General features: G+C 71.3%; 22 protein-coding genes, 1 tRNA gene and 1 pseudogene. 6 read left to right on the forward strand and 18 right to left on the reverse strand.

Annotated features, from left to right (window positions below; genetic code table 11):
- Positions 1–4: 4 nt before the first annotated feature.
- The gene (locus AXK60_RS04570; RefSeq protein ID WP_068569823.1) at positions 5–2,938 is read left to right on the forward strand and encodes an FAD-binding and (Fe-S)-binding domain-containing protein; all 2,934 of its coding nucleotides are present in this window, start codon (positions 5–7) and stop codon (positions 2,936–2,938) included.
- Here the strand turns inward: AXK60_RS04570 and AXK60_RS04575 are convergent.
- The gene (locus AXK60_RS04575) at positions 2,901–3,734 is read right to left on the reverse strand and encodes an alpha/beta fold hydrolase (protein WP_068569824.1); all 834 of its coding nucleotides are present in this window, start codon (positions 3,732–3,734) and stop codon (positions 2,901–2,903) included. The two genes, AXK60_RS04570 and AXK60_RS04575, sit on opposite strands and share 38 nt — an antisense overlap.
- Before the next feature lie 52 nt (positions 3,735–3,786).
- On the opposite strand from AXK60_RS04575, the gene AXK60_RS04580 reads away from it, so the two are divergent.
- Complete coding sequence (locus AXK60_RS04580) at positions 3,787–4,356, forward strand: maleylpyruvate isomerase N-terminal domain-containing protein (protein ID WP_068569825.1); 570 nt, start codon at positions 3,787–3,789, stop codon at positions 4,354–4,356.
- Here AXK60_RS04580 and AXK60_RS04585 read toward each other — a convergent pair whose 3' ends face one another.
- From AXK60_RS04585 to AXK60_RS04605, 5 genes are all read right to left on the reverse strand, one after another.
- A complete protein-coding gene (locus tag AXK60_RS04585; protein ID WP_068569826.1) occupies positions 4,357–4,974 on the reverse strand; it encodes a hypothetical protein in 618 nt (205 codons plus the stop codon).
- A gap of 74 nt (positions 4,975–5,048) precedes the next feature.
- On the reverse strand, positions 5,049–5,489 hold the full coding sequence (locus AXK60_RS04590) for a nitroreductase/quinone reductase family protein (protein WP_068569827.1): 441 nt from the start codon (positions 5,487–5,489) through the stop codon (positions 5,049–5,051).
- Between the two features lie 216 nt (positions 5,490–5,705).
- Positions 5,706–6,302: a sugar O-acetyltransferase gene (locus AXK60_RS27775; protein ID WP_068569828.1), complete on the reverse strand. Its 597-nt coding sequence runs from the start codon at positions 6,300–6,302 to the stop codon at positions 5,706–5,708.
- 37 nt (positions 6,303–6,339) lie between these two features.
- Positions 6,340–7,086, reverse strand: a complete 747-nt coding sequence (locus AXK60_RS04600; protein ID WP_139057731.1) for an NAD(P)H-dependent oxidoreductase — start codon at positions 7,084–7,086, stop codon at positions 6,340–6,342.
- Between the two features lie 64 nt (positions 7,087–7,150).
- Positions 7,151–7,227, reverse strand: a tRNA-Pro gene (locus AXK60_RS04605).
- A gap of 107 nt (positions 7,228–7,334) precedes the next feature.
- On the opposite strand from AXK60_RS04605, the gene AXK60_RS04610 reads away from it, so the two are divergent.
- Complete coding sequence (locus tag AXK60_RS04610; RefSeq protein WP_139057732.1) at positions 7,335–7,793, forward strand: hypothetical protein; 459 nt, start codon at positions 7,335–7,337, stop codon at positions 7,791–7,793.
- Here AXK60_RS04610 and AXK60_RS04615 read toward each other — a convergent pair.
- The 4 genes and pseudogenes from AXK60_RS04615 to AXK60_RS04630 form a co-directional block, all read right to left on the reverse strand.
- Positions 7,790–8,524, reverse strand: a complete 735-nt coding sequence (locus tag AXK60_RS04615) for a tyrosine-protein phosphatase (RefSeq protein ID WP_068569831.1) — start codon at positions 8,522–8,524, stop codon at positions 7,790–7,792. The two genes, AXK60_RS04610 and AXK60_RS04615, sit on opposite strands and share 4 nt — an antisense overlap.
- Before the next feature lie 34 nt (positions 8,525–8,558).
- Positions 8,559–9,421: pseudogene (locus AXK60_RS04620) on the reverse strand (DUF1684 domain-containing protein).
- Positions 9,306–9,872 (reverse strand): hypothetical protein, encoded by a 567-nt coding sequence (locus AXK60_RS04625; RefSeq protein ID WP_139057733.1) that lies wholly within the window; start codon positions 9,870–9,872, stop codon positions 9,306–9,308. Before AXK60_RS04625 ends, AXK60_RS04620 begins: the two are co-directional and overlap by 116 nt.
- A gap of 68 nt (positions 9,873–9,940) precedes the next feature.
- On the reverse strand, positions 9,941–11,311 hold the full coding sequence (locus tag AXK60_RS04630; protein WP_068569833.1) for a DUF2252 domain-containing protein: 1,371 nt from the start codon (positions 11,309–11,311) through the stop codon (positions 9,941–9,943).
- 104 nt (positions 11,312–11,415) lie between these two features.
- Between AXK60_RS04630 and AXK60_RS04635 the strand changes: the two genes are divergently transcribed.
- Genes AXK60_RS04635 through AXK60_RS04645 form a run of 3 tightly spaced genes read left to right on the forward strand, consistent with a single transcriptional unit; the run spans position 11,416 to position 14,630 of the window.
- Positions 11,416–12,204: a siderophore-interacting protein gene (locus AXK60_RS04635; RefSeq protein ID WP_068569834.1), complete on the forward strand. Its 789-nt coding sequence runs from the start codon at positions 11,416–11,418 to the stop codon at positions 12,202–12,204.
- Positions 12,205–12,225: 21 nt separating this feature from the next.
- Positions 12,226–13,491, forward strand: a complete 1,266-nt coding sequence (locus AXK60_RS04640) for a glycosyltransferase 87 family protein (protein ID WP_244881009.1) — start codon at positions 12,226–12,228, stop codon at positions 13,489–13,491.
- Positions 13,492–13,502: 11 nt separating this feature from the next.
- Complete coding sequence (locus tag AXK60_RS04645) at positions 13,503–14,630, forward strand: MlaD family protein (protein ID WP_068569836.1); 1,128 nt, start codon at positions 13,503–13,505, stop codon at positions 14,628–14,630.
- A gap of 377 nt (positions 14,631–15,007) precedes the next feature.
- Here the strand turns inward: AXK60_RS04645 and AXK60_RS04650 are convergent, their stop codons facing one another.
- Genes AXK60_RS04650 through AXK60_RS04685 form a run of 8 tightly spaced genes read right to left on the reverse strand, consistent with a single transcriptional unit; the run spans position 15,008 to position 22,547 of the window.
- Positions 15,008–16,324 carry an MFS transporter gene (locus AXK60_RS04650; protein WP_068569837.1) on the reverse strand — a complete coding sequence of 439 codons (1,317 nt, stop codon included), beginning with the start codon at positions 16,322–16,324 and terminating at the stop codon, positions 15,008–15,010.
- A gap of 4 nt (positions 16,325–16,328) precedes the next feature.
- On the reverse strand, positions 16,329–17,771 hold the full coding sequence (gene der / locus AXK60_RS04655) for a ribosome biogenesis GTPase Der (RefSeq protein WP_068569838.1): 1,443 nt from the start codon (positions 17,769–17,771) through the stop codon (positions 16,329–16,331).
- Complete coding sequence (gene cmk, locus AXK60_RS04660) at positions 17,768–18,487, reverse strand: (d)CMP kinase (RefSeq protein WP_068569966.1); 720 nt, start codon at positions 18,485–18,487, stop codon at positions 17,768–17,770. The genes der and cmk overlap by 4 nt, the downstream gene beginning before the upstream one ends.
- Positions 18,488–18,501: 14 nt before the next feature.
- Entirely contained in the window at positions 18,502–19,446 is a 945-nt protein-coding gene (locus AXK60_RS04665; protein WP_082777785.1) for a pseudouridine synthase, read from the reverse strand.
- Between the two features lie 42 nt (positions 19,447–19,488).
- Positions 19,489–20,088 carry a hypothetical protein gene (locus AXK60_RS04670; RefSeq protein ID WP_068569839.1) on the reverse strand — a complete coding sequence of 200 codons (600 nt, stop codon included), beginning with the start codon at positions 20,086–20,088 and terminating at the stop codon, positions 19,489–19,491.
- The gene (gene scpB, locus AXK60_RS04675; RefSeq protein ID WP_068569840.1) at positions 20,081–20,734 is read right to left on the reverse strand and encodes an SMC-Scp complex subunit ScpB; all 654 of its coding nucleotides are present in this window, start codon (positions 20,732–20,734) and stop codon (positions 20,081–20,083) included. Before scpB ends, AXK60_RS04670 begins: the two co-directional genes overlap by 8 nt.
- Entirely contained in the window at positions 20,731–21,663 is a 933-nt protein-coding gene (locus tag AXK60_RS04680; protein ID WP_175399922.1) for a segregation and condensation protein A, read from the reverse strand. Before AXK60_RS04680 ends, scpB begins: the two co-directional genes overlap by 4 nt.
- Entirely contained in the window at positions 21,660–22,547 is an 888-nt protein-coding gene (locus tag AXK60_RS04685) for a ParA family protein (protein ID WP_068569968.1), read from the reverse strand. Before AXK60_RS04685 ends, AXK60_RS04680 begins: the two co-directional genes overlap by 4 nt.
- Positions 22,548–22,575: the final 28 nt, after the last annotated feature.

The raw sequence follows: 22,575 nt of genomic DNA on the forward strand, positions 1-22,575 counted from the left end.
GGGTATGGCCGAGACACGATCCACCGCCACCGACCCCGCCGGAGCGGAGCTCGCCCACCGCCTCGCCGGGTCGGGAATCGCCGTCGAGACCTCGGCGCTGCGCCGCGCGCAGTACGCGTACGACGCGTCCAACTACCGGGTCGAGCCCGTGGCGGTCGCGTTCCCGCGCACCGTCGACGACGTCGTCGCTGCGGTCCGCGCGTGCGCGGAGCTCCGGGTCCCCGTCATCGGGCGGGGCGGCGGAACATCGATGGCGGGCAACGCGATCGGCCCGGGTCTCGTGCTCGACTTCTCCCGACACATGACGCGCATCCACACGATCGACGCGGCGACCGGCATCGCCGACGTCGATCCCGGCGTCGTGCTCTCCGTCCTGACCCGCACCGTCGAGGAGCGGACCGGGGGCGCGATGACCTTCGCCCCGGACCCCTCGTCGCGGACCCGGGCGACGGTGGGCGGCGCGGCCGGCAACGACGCCTGCGGCAATCACTCAGTGCGGTACGGCCGGATGTCCGATCACGTGCTCGAGCTCGACCTCGTCACCGCCGACGGTGCGCGCCTCACCGCCGGCCCGGGCGGCCTGCGCGCGACCGACCCGTCCGACGCGCACACCGCGACGCGCACCGAGGAGCTGAACGGTCGACTCCGGGCCCTCGCCGCCGAGAACCGCGCGCGGTTCCGGCTGGAGCTCAGCACGATCCCGCGCCAGGTGTCCGGGTACCACCTCGACCACCTGCTGCCGGAGCGCGGGTTCGACGTCGCCCGCGCCCTGGTCGGCTCGGAGGGCACCTGTGCGATCGTCGTCCGCGCCCGGGTCCGCCTCGTGCCGCGCCCGGCGAGCGCGCTGCTGGTGTGCCTGGGCTACCGGGACGTCGTCGAGGCGGCACGCGACATCGAGACCGTTCTCGCCTTCTCCCCCGCCGCGGTGGAGGGCGTCGACGACGCCATCGTCACGACGATGCGCGCCCGCCGCGGCGCCGACTCCGTGGCGGCTCTGCCCGAGGGCGCCGCCTGGCTGTACGTGGATCTCGACGGCGACGACCCGGACACCGTCGCCGGACGGGCACAGGACCTTCTCGTCGAGCTGAGCGCCGCAGGACGGCTGGTGGACGGCCGCACCGTGCCTGACCCGGCCGAGCGTGCGTCGCTCTGGCGCGTCCGGGAGGAGGGAGCCGGGCTGTCCTCGCGCCTGGCGTCCGGGCGGGAGTCGTGGCCGGGGTGGGAGGACTCCGCGGTGGCCCCCGAGCGGCTCGCCGACTACCTCGCCGACTTCCGCGATCTGCTCGCCGAGCACGGCCTCGACGGCGTGATGTACGGGCACTTCGGCGCGGGTTGCATGCACATCCGCATCACCTACGACCTGCGTTCGGAGGCGGGCCTGTCCGTGTTCCGGCGATTCACCGCCGCGGCCGCGGAACTCGTCGTCCAGCACGGCGGTTCGCTGTCCGGCGAGCACGGCGACGGTCGCGCCAGGTCCGAGTTCCTCCCGGTCATGTACTCGCCGGCGATGCTCGCCGCGTTCACCGCCTTCCGCCGGATCTTCGACCCCACCGGCCTGCTCAATCCCTCGTCGATCACCGATCCGGCGCCGGTCGACGCGGATCTCGCGTTGGCGGGCGTGCCGGACCGCGCCTGGCCCACCCGGTTCGCCCTGTCCGACCCCTGGGCGGCGAGCCTGCAGCGGTGCATCGGCGTCGGCAAGTGCCGCTCGGACGTGGGCGGGGTGATGTGCCCCAGCTACCGGGCCACCGGCGACGAGACCGACTCCACCCGCGGGCGCGCGCGGGTGTTGCAGGAGATGGTGCGCGGCGCACCGTCGGTCGACCGGGGCTGGCGGTCGGAAGAGGCGCGCGAGGCCCTGGATCTGTGCCTGTCCTGCAAGGCGTGTTCGACCGACTGCCCGACCGGCGTCGACATGGCGACCTACAAGTCGGAGTTCCTCTCCCACTACTACGAGGGCCGGCTGCGGCCACTCTCGCACTACTCGATGGGTCGGCTTCCGTTGTGGCTGAAGATGACCGGATTCGTCGCACCCGTGGCGAACGCGGCGCTGCGCACGCCCCTCGCCCGTGTCGCGCGCAGCCTCGGCGGCGTCGCCCCGGACCGGCTGTTGCCGCGGTTCGCCTCCCGCCGGGAGTGGCGGCGCGCGGTGCGTGACGCGCTCTCCGCCCGGCCCGTACCGCCCGACGGTCCACGCGTGGTCCTGTTCGTCGACACCTTCACCCGGGGCCTGCGTCCCGCTGCCGCGGGAGCCACCGCCCGCGTGCTCGCGGATGCGGGCCGGCGCGTGGATTGCACCGCCGCCGCGTGCTGCGGCCTGACCTGGATCTCCACCGGCCAGCTGGGCACCGCGCGCACGCTCCTCCGCCGCGCGGCGGACGCGCTCGACGACGGCACCGACGACCCGATCGTCGTCGTCGAGCCGAGTTGCGCCGCCGCGCTGCGGATGGACCTGCCGGAGCTCGTTCCCACCGACCGCGCACGCCGGGTCGCCGCGCGGGTGCACACCGTCGCCTCCTACGCCGATGCGATGCTGCGCGCGGGCTGGCGCCCCGCGCCCGCGGTGCCGCTGCCGGACGAGGTGGTACTGCAGACGCACTGCCACGAGTACGCCGTCTTCGGCGCCGGTGCCCATCGCCGGGTGCTCGCCGCCGCGGGCACCGTGCCGCGCGACGCGACCGGATGCTGCGGCGTCGCAGGCAACTTCGGGTTCGAACGCGAGCACTTCGCCGTCAGCATGCAGGTGGCGGAGCAGGCCCTCGCCCCGGCCCTGCGCGGCGCGCCCGACGGTGCCGCCGTCGTCACCGACGGCTTCTCCTGCGCCATGCAGGTGACGCAGCTCGGGCTGTCGGGGCCGGGCTCGCACCTCGCGGAACTGCTCGATCCGGGCCCGCCCGCGGTCACGTCGCGTCGAGGTGCTCGAGGATCAGCGTCGTGATGGCCTCGGGCGCCTGCTCGGGCGCCCAGTGCGAGACGTCCTCGAGCATCTCGAACCGGTACGGCCCGGTGCAGTGCTCGCGCGTCCCGAACGCAGCGACGTCGCCGAACGCCGCGTCTTCGGTGGACCAGACGTAGAGCGCGGGGGTCTCGACGGCGCCGATCGCCGCGGGCGGGCGCCCTGCCCGGTACCAGTTGAGCGCGGCCGTCATCGCGCCCGGTTCCTGCAGGCGCTGCACGTACTCGTCGACGGCGTCGCGGGGCACGTCGCGCCCGAACACCTGCCGGAGCGCGCGGGCATCGTCGGCCAGCATGGCCTTCTCCGTCGCGGGCGTGTTGCGCCACTCGGTCATGTACCGCGACCGGTTCGCCTGGTCCTCGTCGGTCCGCATGGCCACCGCCAGCGCGGCCGGATGCGGCGTCGAGACGACGGTGAGCGACCGCAACCGGTCCGGATGCTCGGCAGCGGTCCACCAGGCGACGGCGCCGCCCCAGTCGTGGCCCACCAGGTCGAACCGTGCCCAGCCCAGCGCGTCGGCGATCGCGATCACGTCCTCGATGAGGGAGGTGATGCCGTACTCCGCGGGACGCTCGGGCCGCACTCCTGGCGAGTAGCCGCGCTGGTCGGGCGCGACGGCGCGGAATCCACGCTCCCCCAACACCGCCACCTGATGACGCCATTCGATCGACGCCTCGGGGAATCCGTGCAGCAGGAGCACGGGACGGCCGTCCTCGGGCCCGGCGGCGATGGCGTCGAAGGAGCCCGCGGCGGTGGGGATGCTCAGATGTTCGGTCACGGATCTCACGCTAGGCCACGCGCGTGTGGGTGGGGCGTGCGACAGTGACGCCATGACCGAACTCAGCACCCTGTCCCCCGCCGAACGGCACCGCGCCGTCGCTGCGACCTTCGCCGGCGTCGCCGACGCGATCACTGACTGGGATGCACAGACGCCCGTCCCCGAGTGGAGGGCGCGCGAGGTCGTGGGCCACCTCGTCGAGTGGCTTCCCGGCTTCCTCGCGATGACCGGCGTGGAGCTGCCGGGCGCGCCGTCCGACGCAGCGGAGCCCGCCGCGGCCTTCGGTCAGCTGACGGAGGCGGTGCAGGCCCTGCTCGACGCGCCGGACGCATCGCGGATCGTGAGCACGCAGATGTTCGGCGACAAGCCGGTCGACGGGCTGATCGACCAGTTCTACACCGCGGACGTGTTCATGCACACGTGGGATCTGGCCCGCTCCAACGGGATCATCCCCGACCTGGACCCCGCGTTCGCGAAGACCCTGCACGACGGCCTCGAGGCGATGGGCCCGATGCTGCAGCAGTCGGGTCAGTTCGGCGCGCCGATCCCGGTACCGGACGGCACCGACGAGGCGACCGCCCTCATGGCCTTCATCGGGCGGGATCCGGCGTTCGGCGCCTGATCAGCGCGCCTGGATCTGCAGGCCGGACACCATCGTGCTCCGTGCGGCACGGTACGCGGGTGCGTCGCCGCGCGAGGTCATCAGGGTCAGGGTCACGGTGTGCACGCCCCCGCGCGAGGGGACGCCGACCGCGACGAGGGTCGCAGGGTGCGGCTTCGGCTCCGCACTGCTGGTGAAGTCGTAATCGACAGTGGCACTGGGGAAACCGCACACGGTACCGGTGCGCACCGACTTCGCCCCGAAGGAGGAGCGGATCGCCCCGACCTCACGGTCGACCGCCGCCTTCGCGTTCGCGTTGTCGCTCTTGTCGACGGTGACGACGGCGACTGGCGCGAACTCATCAGCGATGAGCGAACGGTTGACGAGGGCGAGCCGAACGTCCCGGCCGGCGGTGTCGAAGCGCTCCCATCCGGCGGGCTTGGGCACCTGAACGATCGGCTCCGTCGCCGCGCGGGAGGGCACGGTGACGAGCTGCGCGGTGCTCGCCGCACAGCCCGGCGCCGCCGAGGCCGCGGGAGCGAGCAGCGTGCCGGCCGTCGCGCCCACCGTGAGCGCGAGGGCGAGGCCCGCCGAGCCAGCGATCGTCGCGGTCTTGAAGCGAGCATTCAGATCAGTCATATACGGACGGTAACACCCCGATTTGCGATGATCAATACCGCTCGTTCGGTGCCGGTCGCCGGGCAGCGATCACCTCAGCGCGGCGTGCAGATCACGACGGGAATGTCGCGATCGGTGCGCTTCTGATAACCCTCGTAGCCGCTGTAGGCCTTGACGATCTGCGGCCACAGTGCCGCCTTCTCCTCCGTCGTGGCGGCCTTCGCCGTCCAGGGCGTGGTCACCTCGTCGACGGTGATCTCGACCTCCGGGTTCGCGGCCAGGTTCTTGAACCAGTCGGGGTTATCGGAGTGCCCGCCCTTGGACGCCACGACCACGACCCGGTCCGGCGAGTACAGCGGAGCCGTGAGCATCGTCGAGCGACGCTGCCCGGACGTGCGGCCGATCGTGTGCAGCTCCAGCGTCTGCATGCCCAGCACGCGCTTCGGGAACCGCCCGCCGGTGACGGCGAGCAGGGCGCGGTGCCCGTTCTCCAGTCCCCACGCGCCCATCTCGGTGACCTTGTCGGAAAGACTCATGCGGTCATTGTGCCCGGCAGGGTGTCCCGGCGCTCGGGAGGGCGGCCCCGAACCGCCCCGTCACGACCACGAGCCCCCTGAGGCACGACGATCACGGGTACCGCGAGAATGCCGACCTCGGCATCCGGGCGGACGGCGAAGGAGGCGAGGCGAGGGGCTGCCGCCTGAGCCGGCCATGATGAAGCTCCCCCCGGACGTACGTCCCTCAGGACGGAATCACCTGCGTGGTTCTCGACGGTGCCCGGTCCACACCGGAGGGGACTCGGCGGGCGCCAGCGCCCGGCGTTCGATGTGACCGGCGCTGCTGACGACGCAGTTGGCCGGAACGTCCCTCGTCACGAGCGCGCCCGCAGCCACGACGGATCCCTCACCGATCCGCACCCCCGGCACCACCGTCGAGTTCGCGCCGATCCAGACGTTCGGCCCGATGTCGATCGGTGCGGTCGTGATCCCGTCGAACCTGCCGGCAGGGTCGACCGGGTGCCCGGCCGTCGTCAGCGTGACGCCGGGGCCGATCATGGTGCGGTCGCCGATGCGGATACCGCCGATGTCGTAGAACGAGCAGTTCTGGTTCACGAAGACGCGCTCGCCGAACTCCAGGCCGAGCCCGTGGTCGCAGTAGAACGGCGGGTACAGGGTGAGCGTCGCGGGCGCGGGACGCCCGAGTATCCGGCTGAGCAACTCCCGCCGCGCCTCGATGTCGCTGTGCCGGAGGCTGTTGAGCTCCGAGGTGAGCTCCATGACCACCTGCGTCCGTTCGGTGACCGCCCGCGACGCGGGCGTGCCCCGGGGGATCAGCCCTTTCTCACGCACTGGACTCCCATCTTCGTCACCGCGCTCAGCTGCGCCATCACGCCCGCCGACGACGATGGGCGGCTCCACCGGTCAGCCCCGGCGAGACGTGCGGGCGCAGAGCGATCGAGTGGTCGTAGTACTCGTCGGTCATGGGCAAGTACGGTATCGGATCCTCGGTCCCGACGGCGCCGAGCCGTTCCGCCAGATCGTCGCCGAGCCGCCGGACACCGTCGGCGTCGATGCCGTGCACGTTCGTGACCAGATGCGGCTCCAGGACTTCCATACCCGAGTACCAGAAGGTGCCGTGCAGCAGCGGCCAGAAGACGTCCTCGACGTCGCCGCTGATCCCGCGCGGCGAGATGGAGCCGGGCCTGTCGCCGGCGGTGACCACGGCCAGAGCCCGGCGCCCGGCGAGGCCGCCGTCGCCGTACTTGCGGTTCCTCCCCGTGCTGGGATCGGGCACGTCGTAGGCGAACCCGCGCTCGAAGACCCGGTCGATCCACCCCTTGAGCATCGCCGGCGGCCCGTACCACCAGAGCGGGAACTGCAGCACAACGAGGTCGGCGGCGACAAGACGTCGCTGAGCGGCACGGACGTCGGCACTACCTTCCTCGACGAGGATCGGATCGAAACGCTCGGCGTAGAGGTCCGCGACGTCGACGGTCCAGCCGTCCCGCCGCAGCCGCTCGACGCCGGCATCCCGCAGCGCCGAGTTCAGCGATTCCGCCCGCGGATGCGCGTAGACCCAGTGTGCGTGCTTGTGCGCGTCATCGCCCATATCCGGAGCAACGATACGGATCACCGACCGATTCCATCGACCCGGGGAACGCAAAAAGTCCCGAGACACCTTGTGTCTCGGGACTTCTTGGTCGGGCTGACAGGATTTGAACCTGCGACCACCTGACCCCCAGTCAGGTGCGCTACCAAGCTGCGCCACAGCCCGTGGCCCGCTCTTGCGTGCTGTCAGAGAGTACCCCATGCGTCTCTCGGACAAGAAATCGCCAGTACTGCACCCCCGACGGTCGGTGAATCCGCGCTACAGTCGACCGCATGAGGCGTGGACTACTCGTGCTGGCGGCCGTCGTGGGGTCCGTCGCCGTCGCGACGCCCGCGCTCGCGGAACCCGCCGTCGACGCCGACCGGTACCGCACCGACGGCGGCGACTACGCCTTCGTGTACCGCTACGACGGCGGCAAGCGCATGTGCACCGTCTCCGCCGATCCCACCACCGTGCGGTGCGGAATATCAGCCCCCGCCGGCACCCGGATCACCGTCAAGGGGCGCAGCGTGCGGCCCGAGGCGATCGAGATCACCGGCCGTGGCTGGCACTATCTGGACCGGATGACCTCACAGGACCGCCCCCGCACGCTGCCCGAGGGGGCACGGCTGTCCGTGCACGGCGCTTCCTGCACATCGATCCGCGACGGTGGCCTCGAGTGCTCCATCGACTCCGTCGGCTTCAAGCAGGACGACGGCCGGTTCTCCACCCGGGGCACGAAGACGGGCTAGGCCACCAACTTCGCGCGCAGCCGCTCGACGATGCCGTCGTTCAGGCCCAGGCCGTCGCGCACGTAGCCCTCGAACCCGCCGTACTGCGCGTCCGCCTCGGCGAAGGCCGCCTCGAGCGCCTCGGGGAACACACCGGCCAGCACCCGCGCGGCCTCGCCCACCGCCGCGCCGCGCTCGGCGGCGGCGCCCGCGGCGATCTTGTCGATCGTCGCAGCCGAGTACTCGTTCGTGAGCAGGTAATCGGCCATCACGTCGTCCGCGGACACCCCGACCAGACGCTGCGCGATCGCCGCGGCCCAGCCCGTCCGGTCCTTACCCGCGCTGCAGTGGAAGACCTGCGCACCGGGATCGCCCGCGATCGCCCGCACCAGGCCGGCGAACTGGGCGCGCGCATTGTCCTCGGTGACGAACATCCGGTAGACGTCGGTGAGCAAGCCCCGAGCACCGTCGGCGTCCTTGAGCGACCTCGGATCCAGGGCACCGAGCTCGACCTCGTCGCCGATCACGTTGAACCGGACGTACCGCGCACCGTCGGGCACCACATCGGGCTTCGGCGTGACCTCGACCGTCATCCGCAGGTCGAACACGCCCGTCAGGCCCGCCGCCGCGAGCCGCTCGGCGTCGATCGACGTCGCGTCGAGGGCGTTGGAGCGGTAGAGCACCCCTCGCCGCATGCGCCCACCCTCGGCCGCGTATCCGTCCAGCCCTGCCACATCGCGGAAATTGTCCACGCCCCGAGCGTAATCGACCGCCCGGGCCGGCCGGTCAGCGCCGCTCGTGGGGGATCTTCTCCCCCGCCGTCACAGCGAAGGGCAGCCGGTTCCCGGCGGGCGGAAGCGGGCACGTCGCGAAGTCGATGAACGCGCACGGCAGGTTCACCGCGCGGTTCAGATCGACGGTCACGGGTCCGCCCCGGACGAGAGTCCCGGCGTCCAGCGGGACCGACACGCTGCGGTTCGCGGCGTAGGTCGACACCCCGAGGTTTCGTCGGTGAACAGCACCTGCAGCCCGCCGGCTTTGCCGTTGAAGGCGACCAGGCGGTGCTCGGACCCGTCGCGCTCGACCACGATCTCGCCCGGGGCGAGGTACACGTGCTCGAGCCCCTCGGCGACCGCCCCGACCGTGATGGACCGCGGCGCGGCGTAGGGCTCGAACCGGCCGGTCAGCACCCACGCGGGGTCGGGGGCGAACGCGGGCACCCCGCGGAAGTCGCGCACCGTCGAGGCGCTCGGGTCGTGCACGCGGATCAGGTACCCGTGGCCACGGTGCGCGACCTCGATCTCGACGGCGCCGGCGGCCACGAGCTCACCGGCGGCGACAGGGCCCGATTCGAATCGGCGGGTGCCCCGAACCGCGATGTCGTCGCCGGGCCCCGCGGTCACGTACGCGGCGACCCCATCGTGGTGCCACCGGCCCGGGATCCCGTCGAACCGTTCCGGTTCCGAGCCGAGTCGCTCGAGCCGTGTGATCGACAGCCAGCCGTTCGACGCCGCGAGCTCGCGCTCACGCTGCTCATGCCAGTCGTTCCAGGCTTCGGTGTACTCCGGTGTCGCGGTAGCGGCGGTCATCGTTTCTCCTCGGATCGTTGAACTTCCCCTCGGTCCAACTCTCGCGGCCGGCATCGCCATCGCATTGCACGCACCCTGCGCGAAGACCTGGCGTCCTGACGCCGTGCGGCATCCGCAGCGCGAGCGCGATCAGCGCATCGACCGGCACGTCGACCGGCACCTCGACGCGGGCGGCGAGCCGAGCACCGTCGCACCCGCGGACCAGCAGTTGGCGCATCCGCGCCCCGGCGAGCCTCGCCCCCGGCCACGCGACATCGGCGAGCTCGGCGTGCGCGGGGACGGCACCGTCGATCTCGCACAGGACGACGGGGCCGGAGCGCACCAGGCGCGCGATCCGCACGACCGCCACGGGGTGGCCCGACGGTCCGCCGCCGGCCAGCAGGGACGCCGGGATGCCGGCGATGAGTACCTCGTCGCCGTCCATCGCGGTGCCGTCCGGCCAGATCGTGGGGTCGAAGGACCGGGCGATGCCGGCGCGGGCGAGTGAGGGCAGAACCTCCATCAGAGTCACGACTACCGGTCTACGCGGGCCGTGGCACGGGCGGAAGGTCCGGCGCCGTCAAGGTCGCGCTAAGAGTGTCAGACGCCGTCCTCGGCGCACGGGAGGACGCCGGCCTTCACCGCGGCTCTGACTGCGGCGTAGTCCTTCTCGTTCTGATCGGCGTAGGTGCCGGCGAACCGAGCGATGGCCTCGTCGAACTCCGTGGACTTGCCGAGATAGGCCGAGGCCGACGCCGCGCCGGGCGACTGCGCGTGCGCCCGCGCGAGCACCACCGCGCACGCCCGGCCGTACTGCGCGAACTGGTCGACGGTGAGCAGCTCCGGCGCGATCGAACCCTTCATGTCGCGGAATTGGCGCCAGTAGAAGTCGTACCCGCTGATGGTGGGCGTGTAGCCGAGGAAGGAGTCGGACTGGGCCTGCAGCGTCTGCTGTCCGGCAACGACGCGCCAGGCCTGGGCCCCGCTCGACGGTGCCCGGGGCGGCATCACTGCGGGGCCGAGCTTGCCGTAGGTCTGCAGGACCGACTGACTCGCCTCCTTGACCTGCAGAAAGAGCGTTTCCGTGGTGCCGTCCGCGGTGTCCCGGCCGAGGAGCACGATGAAGCAGCGGGTACCGACGCTGCCCACGCCGACCACCCGCAGCGCCCAGTCGAGCACCCGGAACTGGCCGAGTAGCGCGGCCGCGTCGGGGCGCAGGGTGTCGAGGTAGCGGCCGAAGACGCCGTCGAAGCCCTCGACGAGCTTGGCCGGAGCGGGGACCAGCGTGGGAGGGTCGGCGACGATGTGCGGCTCGCCGTCCTCCCGGGTGGCCGTGATCTTCTCCACCATGCGGGCCGAGGTGCGCTTACGGGCCTTCTTCGCCGTCTGCTCGATGAGCTCCTTGAGGGGCTTGTCGCCCGCCGCTCGGGCGGTGAGCTCGTCGACGTCGACCGACGCGTAATAGCGGTCGAGCGCGGTCATCGCCGTCATCCGGGTGAGCGTCGCACGGTAGGCGCCGACCGCGCCCACGACCGCGTCGTGTCCCTGCGCCTCGGTCTGCCCGTTGTCGCGCGCCGAGATCATGACGCTGGCCGCGAGGCGCTTGACGTCCCACTCCCACGGTGCGTTGCCCGCCTCGTCGAAGTCGTTGACGTCGAACAGTTGCCTCCGCTCCGGCGAGGCGAACAGGCCGAAGTTGGCGATGTGCGCATCGCCGCAGCTCATCACGGTGACCCTGGTGTTCGGCTGATCGGAGAGGTCGTGCGCCATGAGCGCGGCGCCGCCGCGGTAGAAGGCGAAGGGCGAGTGCAGCATCCGCGCGATCCGCACCGGGACCAGTTCCTGGATCCGCGTGCTGTTCTGCTCCCTGATGATCGCGACCGGATCGCGACCGTCCGGGGTGAACACCGCCTGCGACGCTCGGAAGACCGTCTTGCGCAGATCCTTGCCACTCGCAGCACGTGCCGTCATGGTCAACGATCGTAGTCGCGCGACGCCCCGTCGAGGGTGTGGTCCGCGCCGTCGGCGCACCGTCGAATTAGGACACCCTAAGAATCGAGGCGTACGGTGGAGACGTGACTAATACTGAAACCGATAACCGCACCGCACCCTCCCGCCGCCAGCGCCCCGTCCACGAGCTGACGGTCGTGCGCACCGAACCCATCGGGCGTCACCTCGTCCGCGTGACCGCGGAGGGCGAGTCCCTCGCGACCTTCGGCGACCCGGACCTGCCCGGCCTGGCAGCCACCGACTCCTACGTCAAGCTCCAGTTCGGCGACGCCACCCGCACGTACACCGTCCGCTCCTTCGACCGCGCCGCGCGGCGGATCGCGATCGACTTCGTGGTGCACGGCGACGAGGGGCTGGCCGGGCCGTGGGCGCAGCGCGCGCAGCCCGGCGACACGATGCGCCTGATGGGACCCGGCGGCGCCTACTCCCCCGACCACGGCGCCGCCTGGCACCTGCTCACCGGCGACCTGTCGGCCGTGCCGGCGATCACCACCGCGCTGGAGGCCCTGCCGGGCGACGCCCGCGGCGCGGCGATCATCGAGGTCGAGACCGACGACGACCGCGTCGATCTGCGCCCGCCCGCGGGCGTGGACGTGCGATGGGCGGTCAATCCGGACGTGACCGACACCGAGTTCCTGGCGCGGCAGATCGCCGTCGCACACTGGCCGGCGGACCGGACGAGCGCGCAGGTCTTCGCGCACGGCGAGCGCGAGTCGATCAAGGCGATCCGCAAGGTCCTGCGTGAGCTGGAGGTGCCGCGTGAGCGGATCTCCATCTCGGGCTACTGGGCCCGCGGCCGCGCAGAGGACGCCTTCCAGGCGGAGAAGCGCCAGCCCATCGGCCAGATCGACTGATCCGCGGGCTACCCTGGCTCGGTGCCGAGCCCGATGCATCATCTGTCATCCGCGATATCCACCCCGCGTCGCCGGGTCGCCGCAGCGGCGGCCCTCCTCGTGGCCGCGACGGTCATCGGACTGCTACTGAACACCTGGCACGGGTTCCTCGACCTGCTCGTCTACCGGCTCGGCGCGCGCACCTGGCTGGACGGCGGCGCGCTGTACGGGCAGCTGCCGCCCATCGGCGACATCGCACTCCCGTTCACCTACCCGCCGCTCGCCGCGATCGCCTTCGCCCCGCTCGCGATGCTCCCGGAGGGAGCCGCCGGGGCGGTGATGTTCGCGCTGTCGCTGGGTGCGATCGGACTCACGCTGTGGCTGGTCCTCGCCCGGGTGCGGCCCTCGATGGACCGGGGCACCCGGCTCGCGATCGTGCTCGCCGGCACGGCACTGGCCGAGTACCTGGAACCCGTCCGGCAGACCCTCGGTTTCGGTCAGGTCAACGCACTGCTCATGGCAGCGATCGCGGCCGACGTGCTGGCCCGGAACCCGCGCTGGCCGCGTGGACTGCTGATCGGCATCGCGATCTCCATCAAGCTGACCCCGGCGGGCTTCCTGCTCCTGTTCCTGTTGCACCGCGACTGGCGCGCCCTCGCGACCAGCATCGCCGGGGCCGCCGGTTCGGTCGCGCTGGCGTGGGCCGTGATGCCCGACGAGTCGCGCCAGTACTGGTTCCACACTCTCAAGGAGACGAGCCGGATCGGACCGCCGTACTTCGCCGGCAACCAGTCGATCAAGGGCATGGTGTTCCGCCTCGGATTCGACAAGGGGATCTCGACCGCGCTGTGGCTGGCACTGTCGCTGGTCGCCGTGGCGCTGGCCGCCGTGTGGATGCGCCGCCTGCTCGCCGACGGCGCGCTCCCGGTCGCCCTGATGGTCAACGCCGCCGCGGTGCTGCTGATCTCGCCGGTGAGCTGGTCGCACCACTGGGTCTGGGTGGCACCGGCACTACTCCTCGGCGTCCTCGCCATCGCCGACGGTGCGCGTGGTGCCGCGTTCCGCCGGACGGTCGCGTTCGCGACGGTGCTGTTCTACATCGGGCCGCACTGGCTGCTGCCGAGCCGCTCCGACCGCGAGTTGGCGTGGGCGTGGTGGCAGCAGATCATCGGCAGTTCGTACGTGCTGTTCACCGTCGCCGTCCTCGCCGCCGGGGCGTGGAGTGTGCGCCGTCACACCGACGACACACAGGTGACAGTCAGCACAAATGCACCTCGTGGAGCGGGGATTTCAGACAACACCGGATAATTTGTCTATTCGTGGATCTCAATCCGGTGCCGGGCTTCTCCCCGTCCTCCGCCCAGCTCCGGCGACGCGGCGTCGCGTTCATGGTGTGCGTCGCTCTCATCGCGCTCGCGGTGTGGGGCGTGCAAGCCCTCCGCCCGCAGGACGTGTTCACCTTCACCCTCCGCACGCCGACGGTGGCCGCCGGAATCACCGAGGGCGCGAAGGTCCGTATCCAGGGCGTCGAGGTCGGCACCGTCGCCTCCATCGCCGCGCTCGGCAACGCGCAGCAGGGCGTCACCCTGCGGCTCGACGGGCCTCAGGGCCGCAGCCTGACCAACAACGTCGAGGCGGCCTTCTCGGCCGGCAACCTGTTCGGCGTCTCCGAGGTGATCCTCACCCCGCACGACGGCGGCGGCGCCCTGCGCGACGGCGCCGAGCTGGCCCCGACCAGGCAGATCAAGGACAGCACCGTCTCGAACATGATCGCCACGATCGGCGATGTCAACAACGACGCGCTGCGACCGCGGATGAGCCAGGTCCTGATGAACGTCGACGCGTCCTCGAAGGCGATGCTGCCGCTGCTCACCGCGCTGGGAAGCGTGGCGCAGGCGATGCAGGACACGCAGCGGCTCTCGACCGCGACGACCTTCCCCACCGTGGTGGCATCGATCAAGGCCGCGGACCCCGCCATCGGCGCGATGATCCCCGCCTTCCGCTCCGCGCTCGACTTCAAGCCCCTGCACAACGGCGACTCGAAGCGCGTCATCGCGATGCTCGACCAGATCAACAACAAGCGCTACGGGTTCACCGCCGCGCTCGAGGCCATCCTCACCCCCGACGCCATCGAGGGCCTCAAGACCGCCTCGCCGATGCTGGTGAGCCTGATGCAGCCGATTCTCGCGGCGTTCCCGGGCGGCAGCGCCACCGGCGTCGGCATCCAGCTCGGACAGCTCATGGACAATGTCCGCAAGGCGATGCCGAACACCGCTAACGGGCCCGTACTCAATCTGCGCCTGTCCGTGGACTACCCGGCCATCGCCGCAGTGCTCCCTCCCGGCGCCGACGTCCCGCCCGCGCCCGCCAAGCCCGCATCGGCCAATCCCGCGGCGCCTGCGAAGCCCGCCACCCCGTCGACGACGGCCGCCGCCACTCCCCGCTGACCCGGGCACCACGGAGCCGACCGTCGGCGGCTGCGGCTGCGCTCGGCGGCGGCGGGCTGCGCTCGGTGAGCGTTGGCAGTCCCGATTCGGCGGCGGCGGGCCACCGTAGTCCCCCGCGCGGCGCCGAACCGCGACTCCGGCGTTCGCTCCCCCATCGGACGCCGCGCGTCTCGTCGGGGGTCGGCCGTCCCCCATGCGGCACCGACTCCCCACCTGACGCCAGCTCTCCCCCTCGATACACCCATTCCCCACCCTCGCGCCGGGTGGGTTCAGCCGTCCCCCACGCGGCGCCTACTCCCCACCGGGCGGTCAGCGGTGCACCGCTGACCGGCTCGTCCGAGCCGGACGCAGTCCGAGTGCGCGTGGAAGGATCCAGGTCAGGTCAGCGCGCGATCGCGGGCCGGCCGCACTCGCGCCAGAAGCAGCAGCCCCAGTGCCAGCACCACGATGATCCCGCCGATGCCGGCGCGGTCGGTGCCGAACGCCCACACGAAAAGACCGAACAGCGCCGGACCGAGGAACGACGCGGCGCGCCCGGTGGTCTGGTAAAGCCCGAACATCTGCCCCTCCCGCCCGGGCACCGTCATCCGCGCCAGCATCGACCGGGCGGAGGATTGGGCCGGGCCGACGAACACCGTGAGCATCAGGCCGAAGATCCAGAACATCGCCTCGCCGCGGACGAACAACAGCACCGTCCCTGCGACCAGCATGCCCACGAGGCACGTCACGATCACCGGCTTCGGGCCGATCCGGTCGTCGAACCGCCCGGCGGTCACCGCGCCCAGCGCGGCCACCACGTTCGCCGCCACACCGAACAACAGCACCGTCGACTCGCTCATCCCGTACACGGAATGCGCCAGCACCGCGCCGAAGGTGAAGGTCGCCGCGAGACCGTCGCGGAACACCGCCGACGAGACGAGGAACCACACGACATTGCGGTCCTCGCGCCACAGCGATCCGATGGTCGCGAACAGCTCGCGGTACGCGCCCACGATCCCCCGACGGTGCGCCGTCCCGTCGGGCGGGAGCTCGGGAACGACGAACAGCACCGGCAGCGCGCACACGCCGAACCAGACCGCCGCGAACACCGCCACCAGCCGGATGTTCAGGCCGCCCTCGGTGGGCACGTTCAGAAATCCGCGGGTGGGTCCGTCACCGGCGATGAAGCCGAAGTTGCACAGCAACAGCAGCACGATGCCGCCGAAGTACCCGCAGGCCCAACCGATTCCGGACACCCGACCGATCGTCTCGGGTGTCGAGACCTGCCGCAGCATCGCGTAGTAGGGCACGTTCGCCAACTCGAAGGCGACGGTGCCGACGGCCAGCAGCAGCAGGCCGAGCCAGAGGTACTGGTACTCGTCGCGCACGAAGAAGCAGCCCGCGGTGCACACGGTGACCACGGCGCTCCACACCGCGAGCGAGAATCTCCGCCGTCCCGCGGCATCGGATCGACCGCCGAGCACCGGCGCGAGCACCGCCACGACGAGGCCCGCCGCAGCCATCGCCCACGACAACCAGCTGGTCGCGCTGATCGACCCCGGCAGGTCCTTCCCGACGGCACCGGTGAGGTACACGGTGAAGATGAACGTGGTCATCACCGCGTTGAACGCGGCGCTCCCCCAATCCCAGGTGCACCACGCCACCACCTGGCGGCGCGGCACGGGTGCGGTCGGTACCTCCACCCCGGCGGCCACGGTGCTACTTCTTCGCGCGCTTCTCGCGTACCCGGACGTTCACCCGCACGGGCGAACCCTCGAATCCGAACTCCTCCCGCAGCTTCCGCTCCAGGAAGCGCCGGTAGCCCGCCTCGAGGAAGCCCGAGCTGAACAGCACGAAGGTCGGCGGGCGGGTGGCGGCCTGCGTCGCGAACAGCACCTTCGGCAGCTTGCCGCCGCGCAGGGGCGGCGGAGTCGCGGCCATGACCTCGCGCAGCCAGTTGTTCAGGCGGCCCGTCGGGATGCGCTTGTCCCACGACTCCAGCGAGGTCTCGATCGCCGGGACCAACTTCTGCAGCGCGCGACCGGTCTGCGCGGAGATGTTCACGCGCAGCGCCCACGGGATCTGCACGAGCTCCCGGTCGATCTCCTTCTCCAGCTGGTAGCGCCGGTCCTCGTCGACGAGGTCCCACTTGTTGTAGGCGATCACCAGCGCGCGGCCCGACTCGATCACCATCGACAGCACCCGCAGGTCCTGCTCGGTGATCGGCTGCGAGGCGTCGATCAGCACGATCGCGACCTCGGCGGCCTCGATCGCGCCCTTGGTGCGCAGCGACGCGTAGAACTCGTGGCCGCTGGCCTGGTTGACCTTCTTGCGCAGGCCCGCCGTGTCGATGACCTTGTAGGTGTGCCCGGCCAGTTCCACGAGCGAGTCCACGGGGTCGACGGTGGTGCCCGCGACGTTGTCGACGACCGAGCGGTTCTCGCCCGTGAGCTTGTTGAGCAGCGAGCTCTTGCCCACGTTCGGTTTGCCGATCAGCGCTATGCGGCGCGGTCCGCTGCCACCGGTGCCCTCGCGGGGCGTCTCGGGCAGGGCCTGAAGGATCACGTCGAGCAGGTCACCGGTACCTCGGCCGTGCACCGCGGAGATCGTGTGCGGCTCACCGAGACCCATGGACCACAGCGATGCGGCCTCGGCCTCGGTGCGCTGATCGTCGACCTTGTTCGCGGCGAGGATGACCGGGGTCTTCGACCGGCGCAGCACGCGGGCGACGGCCTCGTCGGTCGCCGTGGCGCCGACGGTGGCGTCCACGACCACGACGACCGCGTCGGCGGTGCGCATGGCGATCTCGGCCTGCTGTGCGATCGACTGCTGCATGCCCTTGGCGTCGGGCTCCCACCCGCCGGTGTCCTGCACGAGGAACCGGCGGCCGGCCCAGTTGGCCTCGTAGCTGATCCGATCGCGGGTCACGCCGGGGATGTCCTCGACGACCGCCTCACGACGGCCCAGGATGCGGTTCACCAGCGTCGACTTGCCGACGTTCGGGCGACCCACGATCGCCACCGTCGGCAGCTTCGCCGCGGCCTCAGCGGCCTCCGCCTCGAGGTCGCTGAAGTCGCCCTCGTACTCGGCGAAGTCGCCCTCGTCCTCCCAGGTGCCGTCCTCGGCCCCGGACCCGCCGTACTCGAATTCGTTGTCGCTCATCGTGTGACCTCCTCGTGCTGGACCGGAATCGATTCGGCCCGCTCGCTCCGCTCCCGGCGCCGCGCGAGCGCACGGTCGGCCAACTCGGCCACCGCCGCGACGGTCTCCTCCAGGTTCATGTCCGACGAGTCCAGTTCGATCGCGTCGTCGGCCGGCCGCAGCGGCGAGACCTTCCGCGTCGAGTCCAGACCGTCGCGGCGCTGCACCGAGGCGAGCACCGCCTCGTAGTCGCTGGGCAGGCCCAGCTCCAGGTTCTGTGCGTGGCGGCGCTGCGCCCGCGCCTCCGCGGAGGCGGTCAGGTAGATCTTCACCGGCGCGTCGGGGAAGACGACGGTGCCGATGTCCCGGCCCTCCACCACGATCGGCGTCTCGTCGTCGGCCGCGATCGCGCGCTGGTAGTCCACCAGCTGCTCCCGCACCTCGGGGACGGCGGAGACGGCGGAGACCGCCGCGGTCACGTCGTCCTCGCGGATCCGGCGGGTCACCGAGATCTCGTCGAGCTCGACCTGCTCGGACAGCGGGTCGCAGCCGATCGCCAGCGGCAGATCGGCGGTGCCGGCGGCGATGGCCGCCGGATCCGCCAGATCGAGCTCCTGGTCCAGGGCCCACACGGTCGCGGCGCGGTACATCGCGCCGGTGTCCAGGTACCGCGCGCCGAGGTTCTCGGCGATGCGGCGGGCCACCGTCGACTTACCCGTCCCGGACGGGCCGTCCATGGCGATCACAAGCGTCACAGTCCCACCGCCTTGTAGAGCGAGCCGACCTCGTCGCGACCGAGGACACGCAGCGTGCCCGGGCGCTGATCGCCCAGTGCCACGGAGCCCACGTGCGTGCGCACCAGCCGCTCGACGGGGTGACCGACCTCGGCCAGCAGCCGCCGCACGATGTGCTTGCGGCCCTCGTGCAGCACGATCCGGACCATCGAACGGCCCTCGGACGACTCCAGCACGGAGAACTTGTCGGCCCGAACCGGACCGTCCTCGAGCTCGATGCCGCCGCGCAGCGTGCTGCCCAGGCTGCGTGGCACCTCGCCGTGCACCCACGCGAGGTAGGTCTTGGGCACCTCGTACGACGGGTGCATGAGGCGGTGCGCCAGCTCGCCGTCGTTGGTGACCAGAAGCAGCCCCTCGGTGTCGGCGTCGAGCCTGCCGACGTGGAAGAGCCGCTGCCCTGCGGCGACGCGCTCGGCCACGATGTCGCCCACGCAGGGGCGGCCCATGTCGTCGCTCATGGTCGACTGCCAGCCGCGCGGCTTGTTGAGCACGAGGTGCACGAGGTTCTCGTTCACCAGGACGCGCACCCCGTCGACGCGGACCACCGCGACGTTCGGGTCCACACGCCGCCCCTGCTCGATGACGATCTCACCGTCGACCTCGACGCGGCCGTCGGCGATCATGTCCTCGGCCACGCGCCGCGACGCGACGCCGGCCTGCGCGAGCACCTTCTGCAGGCGGATTCCCTCACCCAGGTTCTCGGGTCCGGTCCCCCGGTTCGACGGTGTGCGGTCGTCCGAGTCGTGCTGGGGGACGTTCTGCGTGCGTGCGGGTTTCGCGTTGGAGAGGCGGGGTACGCCACCCTGGCGCCCGGCCCGCTTCTGGGTCTTCTTGGCACCCTGTTTCGGTGCGCTGGATCGGTTTCTGTCCGGTGTGCCATCACGGCGAGCGGGTCTGTTCATGATCCCTCCATGATCGCAGGTCGCGGCCGAAATCGGTATTCGTCAGCGCGCCGCGGCCGCCGCGACGTTCAGCGAGCGGTTGCGGCGGCCCATGAACAGCATCGTCGCGCCCACGGAGGTGAGCACGATCGTCCAGACCAGACCCGCATTGGGGACGAAGGACAGGGCGTATCCCGAGGCGCTCGCTGCCGTCTGCTCCTGCACCGCATCAGCGAGGTCGCCGAGCACCATCCCGGGCGCCATCCACACGACGATCGACAGCCCTGCGGCAATACCGAGGAGCGCGCTCGCGATCGAGCGGCAACGGACGCCCACAGCGGGTCGCACCGCCGCCACGAAGACCAGCACCAGAGCGGCGATCGCAAGACCTGCGGTCACGTATCCCAGGGGGATCATCCCGTCGGTACGCACGGACTCGGCTGTTCCCGCCGCCCGTCCGACGAGTTCCGTCCGCCCCGTACCGGTGAAGCCGTACGGCAGCCCGATCTGCCCCACCTTCGCACCGAACCACGGCACCGTCGCCGCCCAGACGGTGAACACGGCCACGAGCCCGGTGAGGACCGGCGGCCACCAGCGGCGCACCGTCGGACCTGCGGCACCGAGCGGGAAGGCCTCCCGGAGGACGACGGAGAGATCAGGCATCGGGATCGAATCCGATCACGTCGGCGCTCTTACGGCCGAGTTTGGCGAACCGCGGCTCCTCGTCGAGGTGCGAGCTGAGGTCCTCGATCACATCGACCTCGGGGAGCAGCGGCGCGAGCGGCGGCAGCTCGTCGAGGGAGGTCAGGCCGAGCCGTTCGAGGAACATGTCGGTCGTCACGTAGGTCGTGGCGCCGGCGATCGCTCCGGCCTCGGCGATGAGGCCGCGGGCCGCGAGGGTGCGCATGACGCCGTCGACGTTGACGCCGCGCACCGCGCCGACCTGGGAGCGGGTCACGGGTTGCTTGTAGGCGATCACCGCGAGGGTCTCCAGCGCGGCGCGGGTGAGCTTCGAGCGCACCCCGTCCAGCAGCAGGCGCTCGACGTAGGGCGCGTACTCCGCCCGGCTGTAGAGGCGCCAACCCTCGGCGGACTCGCGCAGCTCCATCCCGGAACGGCGCTCGGCGAGCTCGCCGGCCCACGTACGCAGGTCGGCGGTGATCCGTTCCTCCGGCTCCTCCAGGGCGGCGCCCAGCTGTTCCGCGGTCGCGGGGGCGTCGACCACCAGTAACAACGCTTCCAGCGCGGATCGCAGCTCGTCGGGTTCCATGCCCTCGACCAGGGCGAAGTCCTCCGCCTGCTCGCTCATTCGTCCTCCTCCGCGGGGATGTCGTCGTACTCGTCGCGGGTCCCGCCCACCACGGTGCCGTCGTTCTCGCCGGACCAGCGGACCTTGAGGTCGCCGAGGGCCTCGGGCTGGTCGAACAGCACCGCCCGCTCGCGATAGAGCTCGAGCAGGGCGAGGAACCGGGCGATGACGGCGATGCCCGAGTCGCAATCGGCGACGAGCTCCGCGAAGCCCGACCAGTGGTCGGGTCGCTCGCGCAGCCGCGCCGCGATGAGCTTGGCCTGCTCGGGGACCGACACCTTCGGCACGTGCAGGTGCCCGAGGCCCACCGTCGGCTTCACCTTGGGCGTGAACGCCGACGCCGCGACCAGGGCGAACTGCTCCCTCGTGACGCCCAGCCGGACGGGCGGCACGAGCTCCTCGAACCGCTGTTCCAGGCCCACGGCCCGGGGGTATCGACGGTTCGCCTTCGCCTCCAGCTGGGCCATCAGCTCGGCGACCTGTTTGTAGGCGCGGTACTGCAGCAGCCGCGCGAACAGCAGGTCGCGGGCCTCGAGCAGGGCGAGGTCCTCCGCGTCCTCGACCTCACCGGATGGCAGCAACCGCGCGGCTTTGAGATCGAGCAGGGTGGCCGCGACGACGAGGAACTCCGTGGTCTGGTCCAGGTCCGCCTGCGCGCCGAGCTGCTTGGTGTACGCGATGAACTCGTCCGTGACGACGTGCAACGCCACCTCGGTGACGTCCAGGCGGTGCCCGCCGATCAGCTGTAACAGCAGGTCGAACGGTCCCTCGAAGTTCGCGAGCTTCACCGTGAAGCCCGACGGTGCCTCCGGCTCCCCGCCCACGGGGGCGGCACCGTCGGGAACCGGTCCGGAGACGTCGGACGCGACCGGTTCCGCGACGGCCTCGATCGGCTCGACGCCGACCGGTTGCGTGTCGGTGGGGCTCACTTCTCCTGCGCGATCACCTCGCGCGCGAGGGCGCGATAAGCATTGGCGCCGGACGACTTCGGCGCCCAGGACGTGATCGGCTCCCCCGCGACGGAGGTCTCCGGGAAGCGGACCGTGCGCGAGATCACCGAGTGGTACACCGCATCGCCGAACACCTCGACGACGCGGGCCATCACATCGCGCGAGTGCAGCGTGCGGGCGTCGAACATCGTGACCACGATCCCCGCGAGGTCGAGCCGCGGGTTGAGACGGTCCTTGACCTTGTCCACCGTGTCGGTCAGCAGCGCGAGCCCGCGGAGCGCGAAGTACTCGCACTCCATGGGAATCAGCACCTGCTCGGCGGCCGCGAGCGCGTTCACCGTCAGCAGCCCCAGCGAGGGCTGACAGTCGATGAGGATGTAGTCGTAGCGGTCCAGCACCGGGTACAGCGCCCGGCCGAGCGTCTGCTCGCGCCCCACCTCGTTGACCAGCTGGATCTCCGCCGCCGACAGATCGATGTTCGACGGCAGCAGGTCGAGCCCGTCGACCCGCGTGCGCAGCAGGACGTCGTCGGCGGAGACGCGCGACTCCATGAGCAGGTTGTGCACGGTGAGCTCGAGCTCGTGGTGCGCGACACCGAGGCCCGCGGACAGCGCGCCCTGCGGGTCCAGGTCGACGAGCAGCACCCGACGGCCGTACGCCGCGAGCGAGGCGCCGAGGTTGATCGTGGTCGTGGTCTTGCCGACGCCGCCCTTCTGGTTGCACACCGCGATGACGCGCGCGGGGCCGTGGCTCGTCTTCGGCGTGGGCTCGGGGAACTCGACGCTCGGCCGACCGGTGGCGTCCAGCCCCTCCTCGGCCGTGGGCTTCGGTGCGTGGTGATGCTCCAGCTCACCCAGGTCCAGGCCCGGGTTCTCCGCGTCCGGCGCTGCC

It is taken from the genome of Tsukamurella pseudospumae (genome assembly GCF_001575195.1).
Lineage (GTDB): Bacteria > Actinomycetota > Actinomycetes > Mycobacteriales > Mycobacteriaceae > Tsukamurella > Tsukamurella pseudospumae.

Coding starts and splice junctions, on each gene's coding strand:
- AXK60_RS04570 (WP_068569823.1), top strand. CDS start 5: ATGGCCGAGACACGATCCACCGCCACCGACCCCGCCGGAGCGGAGCTC.
- AXK60_RS04580 (WP_068569825.1), top strand. CDS start 3,787: ATGACCGAACTCAGCACCCTGTCCCCCGCCGAACGGCACCGCGCCGTC.
- AXK60_RS04585 (WP_068569826.1), bottom strand. CDS start 4,974: ATGACTGATCTGAATGCTCGCTTCAAGACCGCGACGATCGCTGGCTCG.
- AXK60_RS04590 (WP_068569827.1), bottom strand. CDS start 5,489: ATGAGTCTTTCCGACAAGGTCACCGAGATGGGCGCGTGGGGACTGGAG.
- AXK60_RS04610 (WP_139057732.1), top strand. CDS start 7,335: ATGAGGCGTGGACTACTCGTGCTGGCGGCCGTCGTGGGGTCCGTCGCC.
- AXK60_RS04630 (WP_068569833.1), bottom strand. CDS start 11,311: ATGACGGCACGTGCTGCGAGTGGCAAGGATCTGCGCAAGACGGTCTTC.
- der (WP_068569838.1), bottom strand. CDS start 17,771: ATGAGCGACAACGAATTCGAGTACGGCGGGTCCGGGGCCGAGGACGGC.
- cmk (WP_068569966.1), bottom strand. CDS start 18,487: ATGGACGGCCCGTCCGGGACGGGTAAGTCGACGGTGGCCCGCCGCATC.
- AXK60_RS04665 (WP_082777785.1), bottom strand. CDS start 19,446: ATGAACAGACCCGCTCGCCGTGATGGCACACCGGACAGAAACCGATCC.
- AXK60_RS04670 (WP_068569839.1), bottom strand. CDS start 20,088: ATGCCTGATCTCTCCGTCGTCCTCCGGGAGGCCTTCCCGCTCGGTGCC.
- scpB (WP_068569840.1), bottom strand. CDS start 20,734: ATGAGCGAGCAGGCGGAGGACTTCGCCCTGGTCGAGGGCATGGAACCC.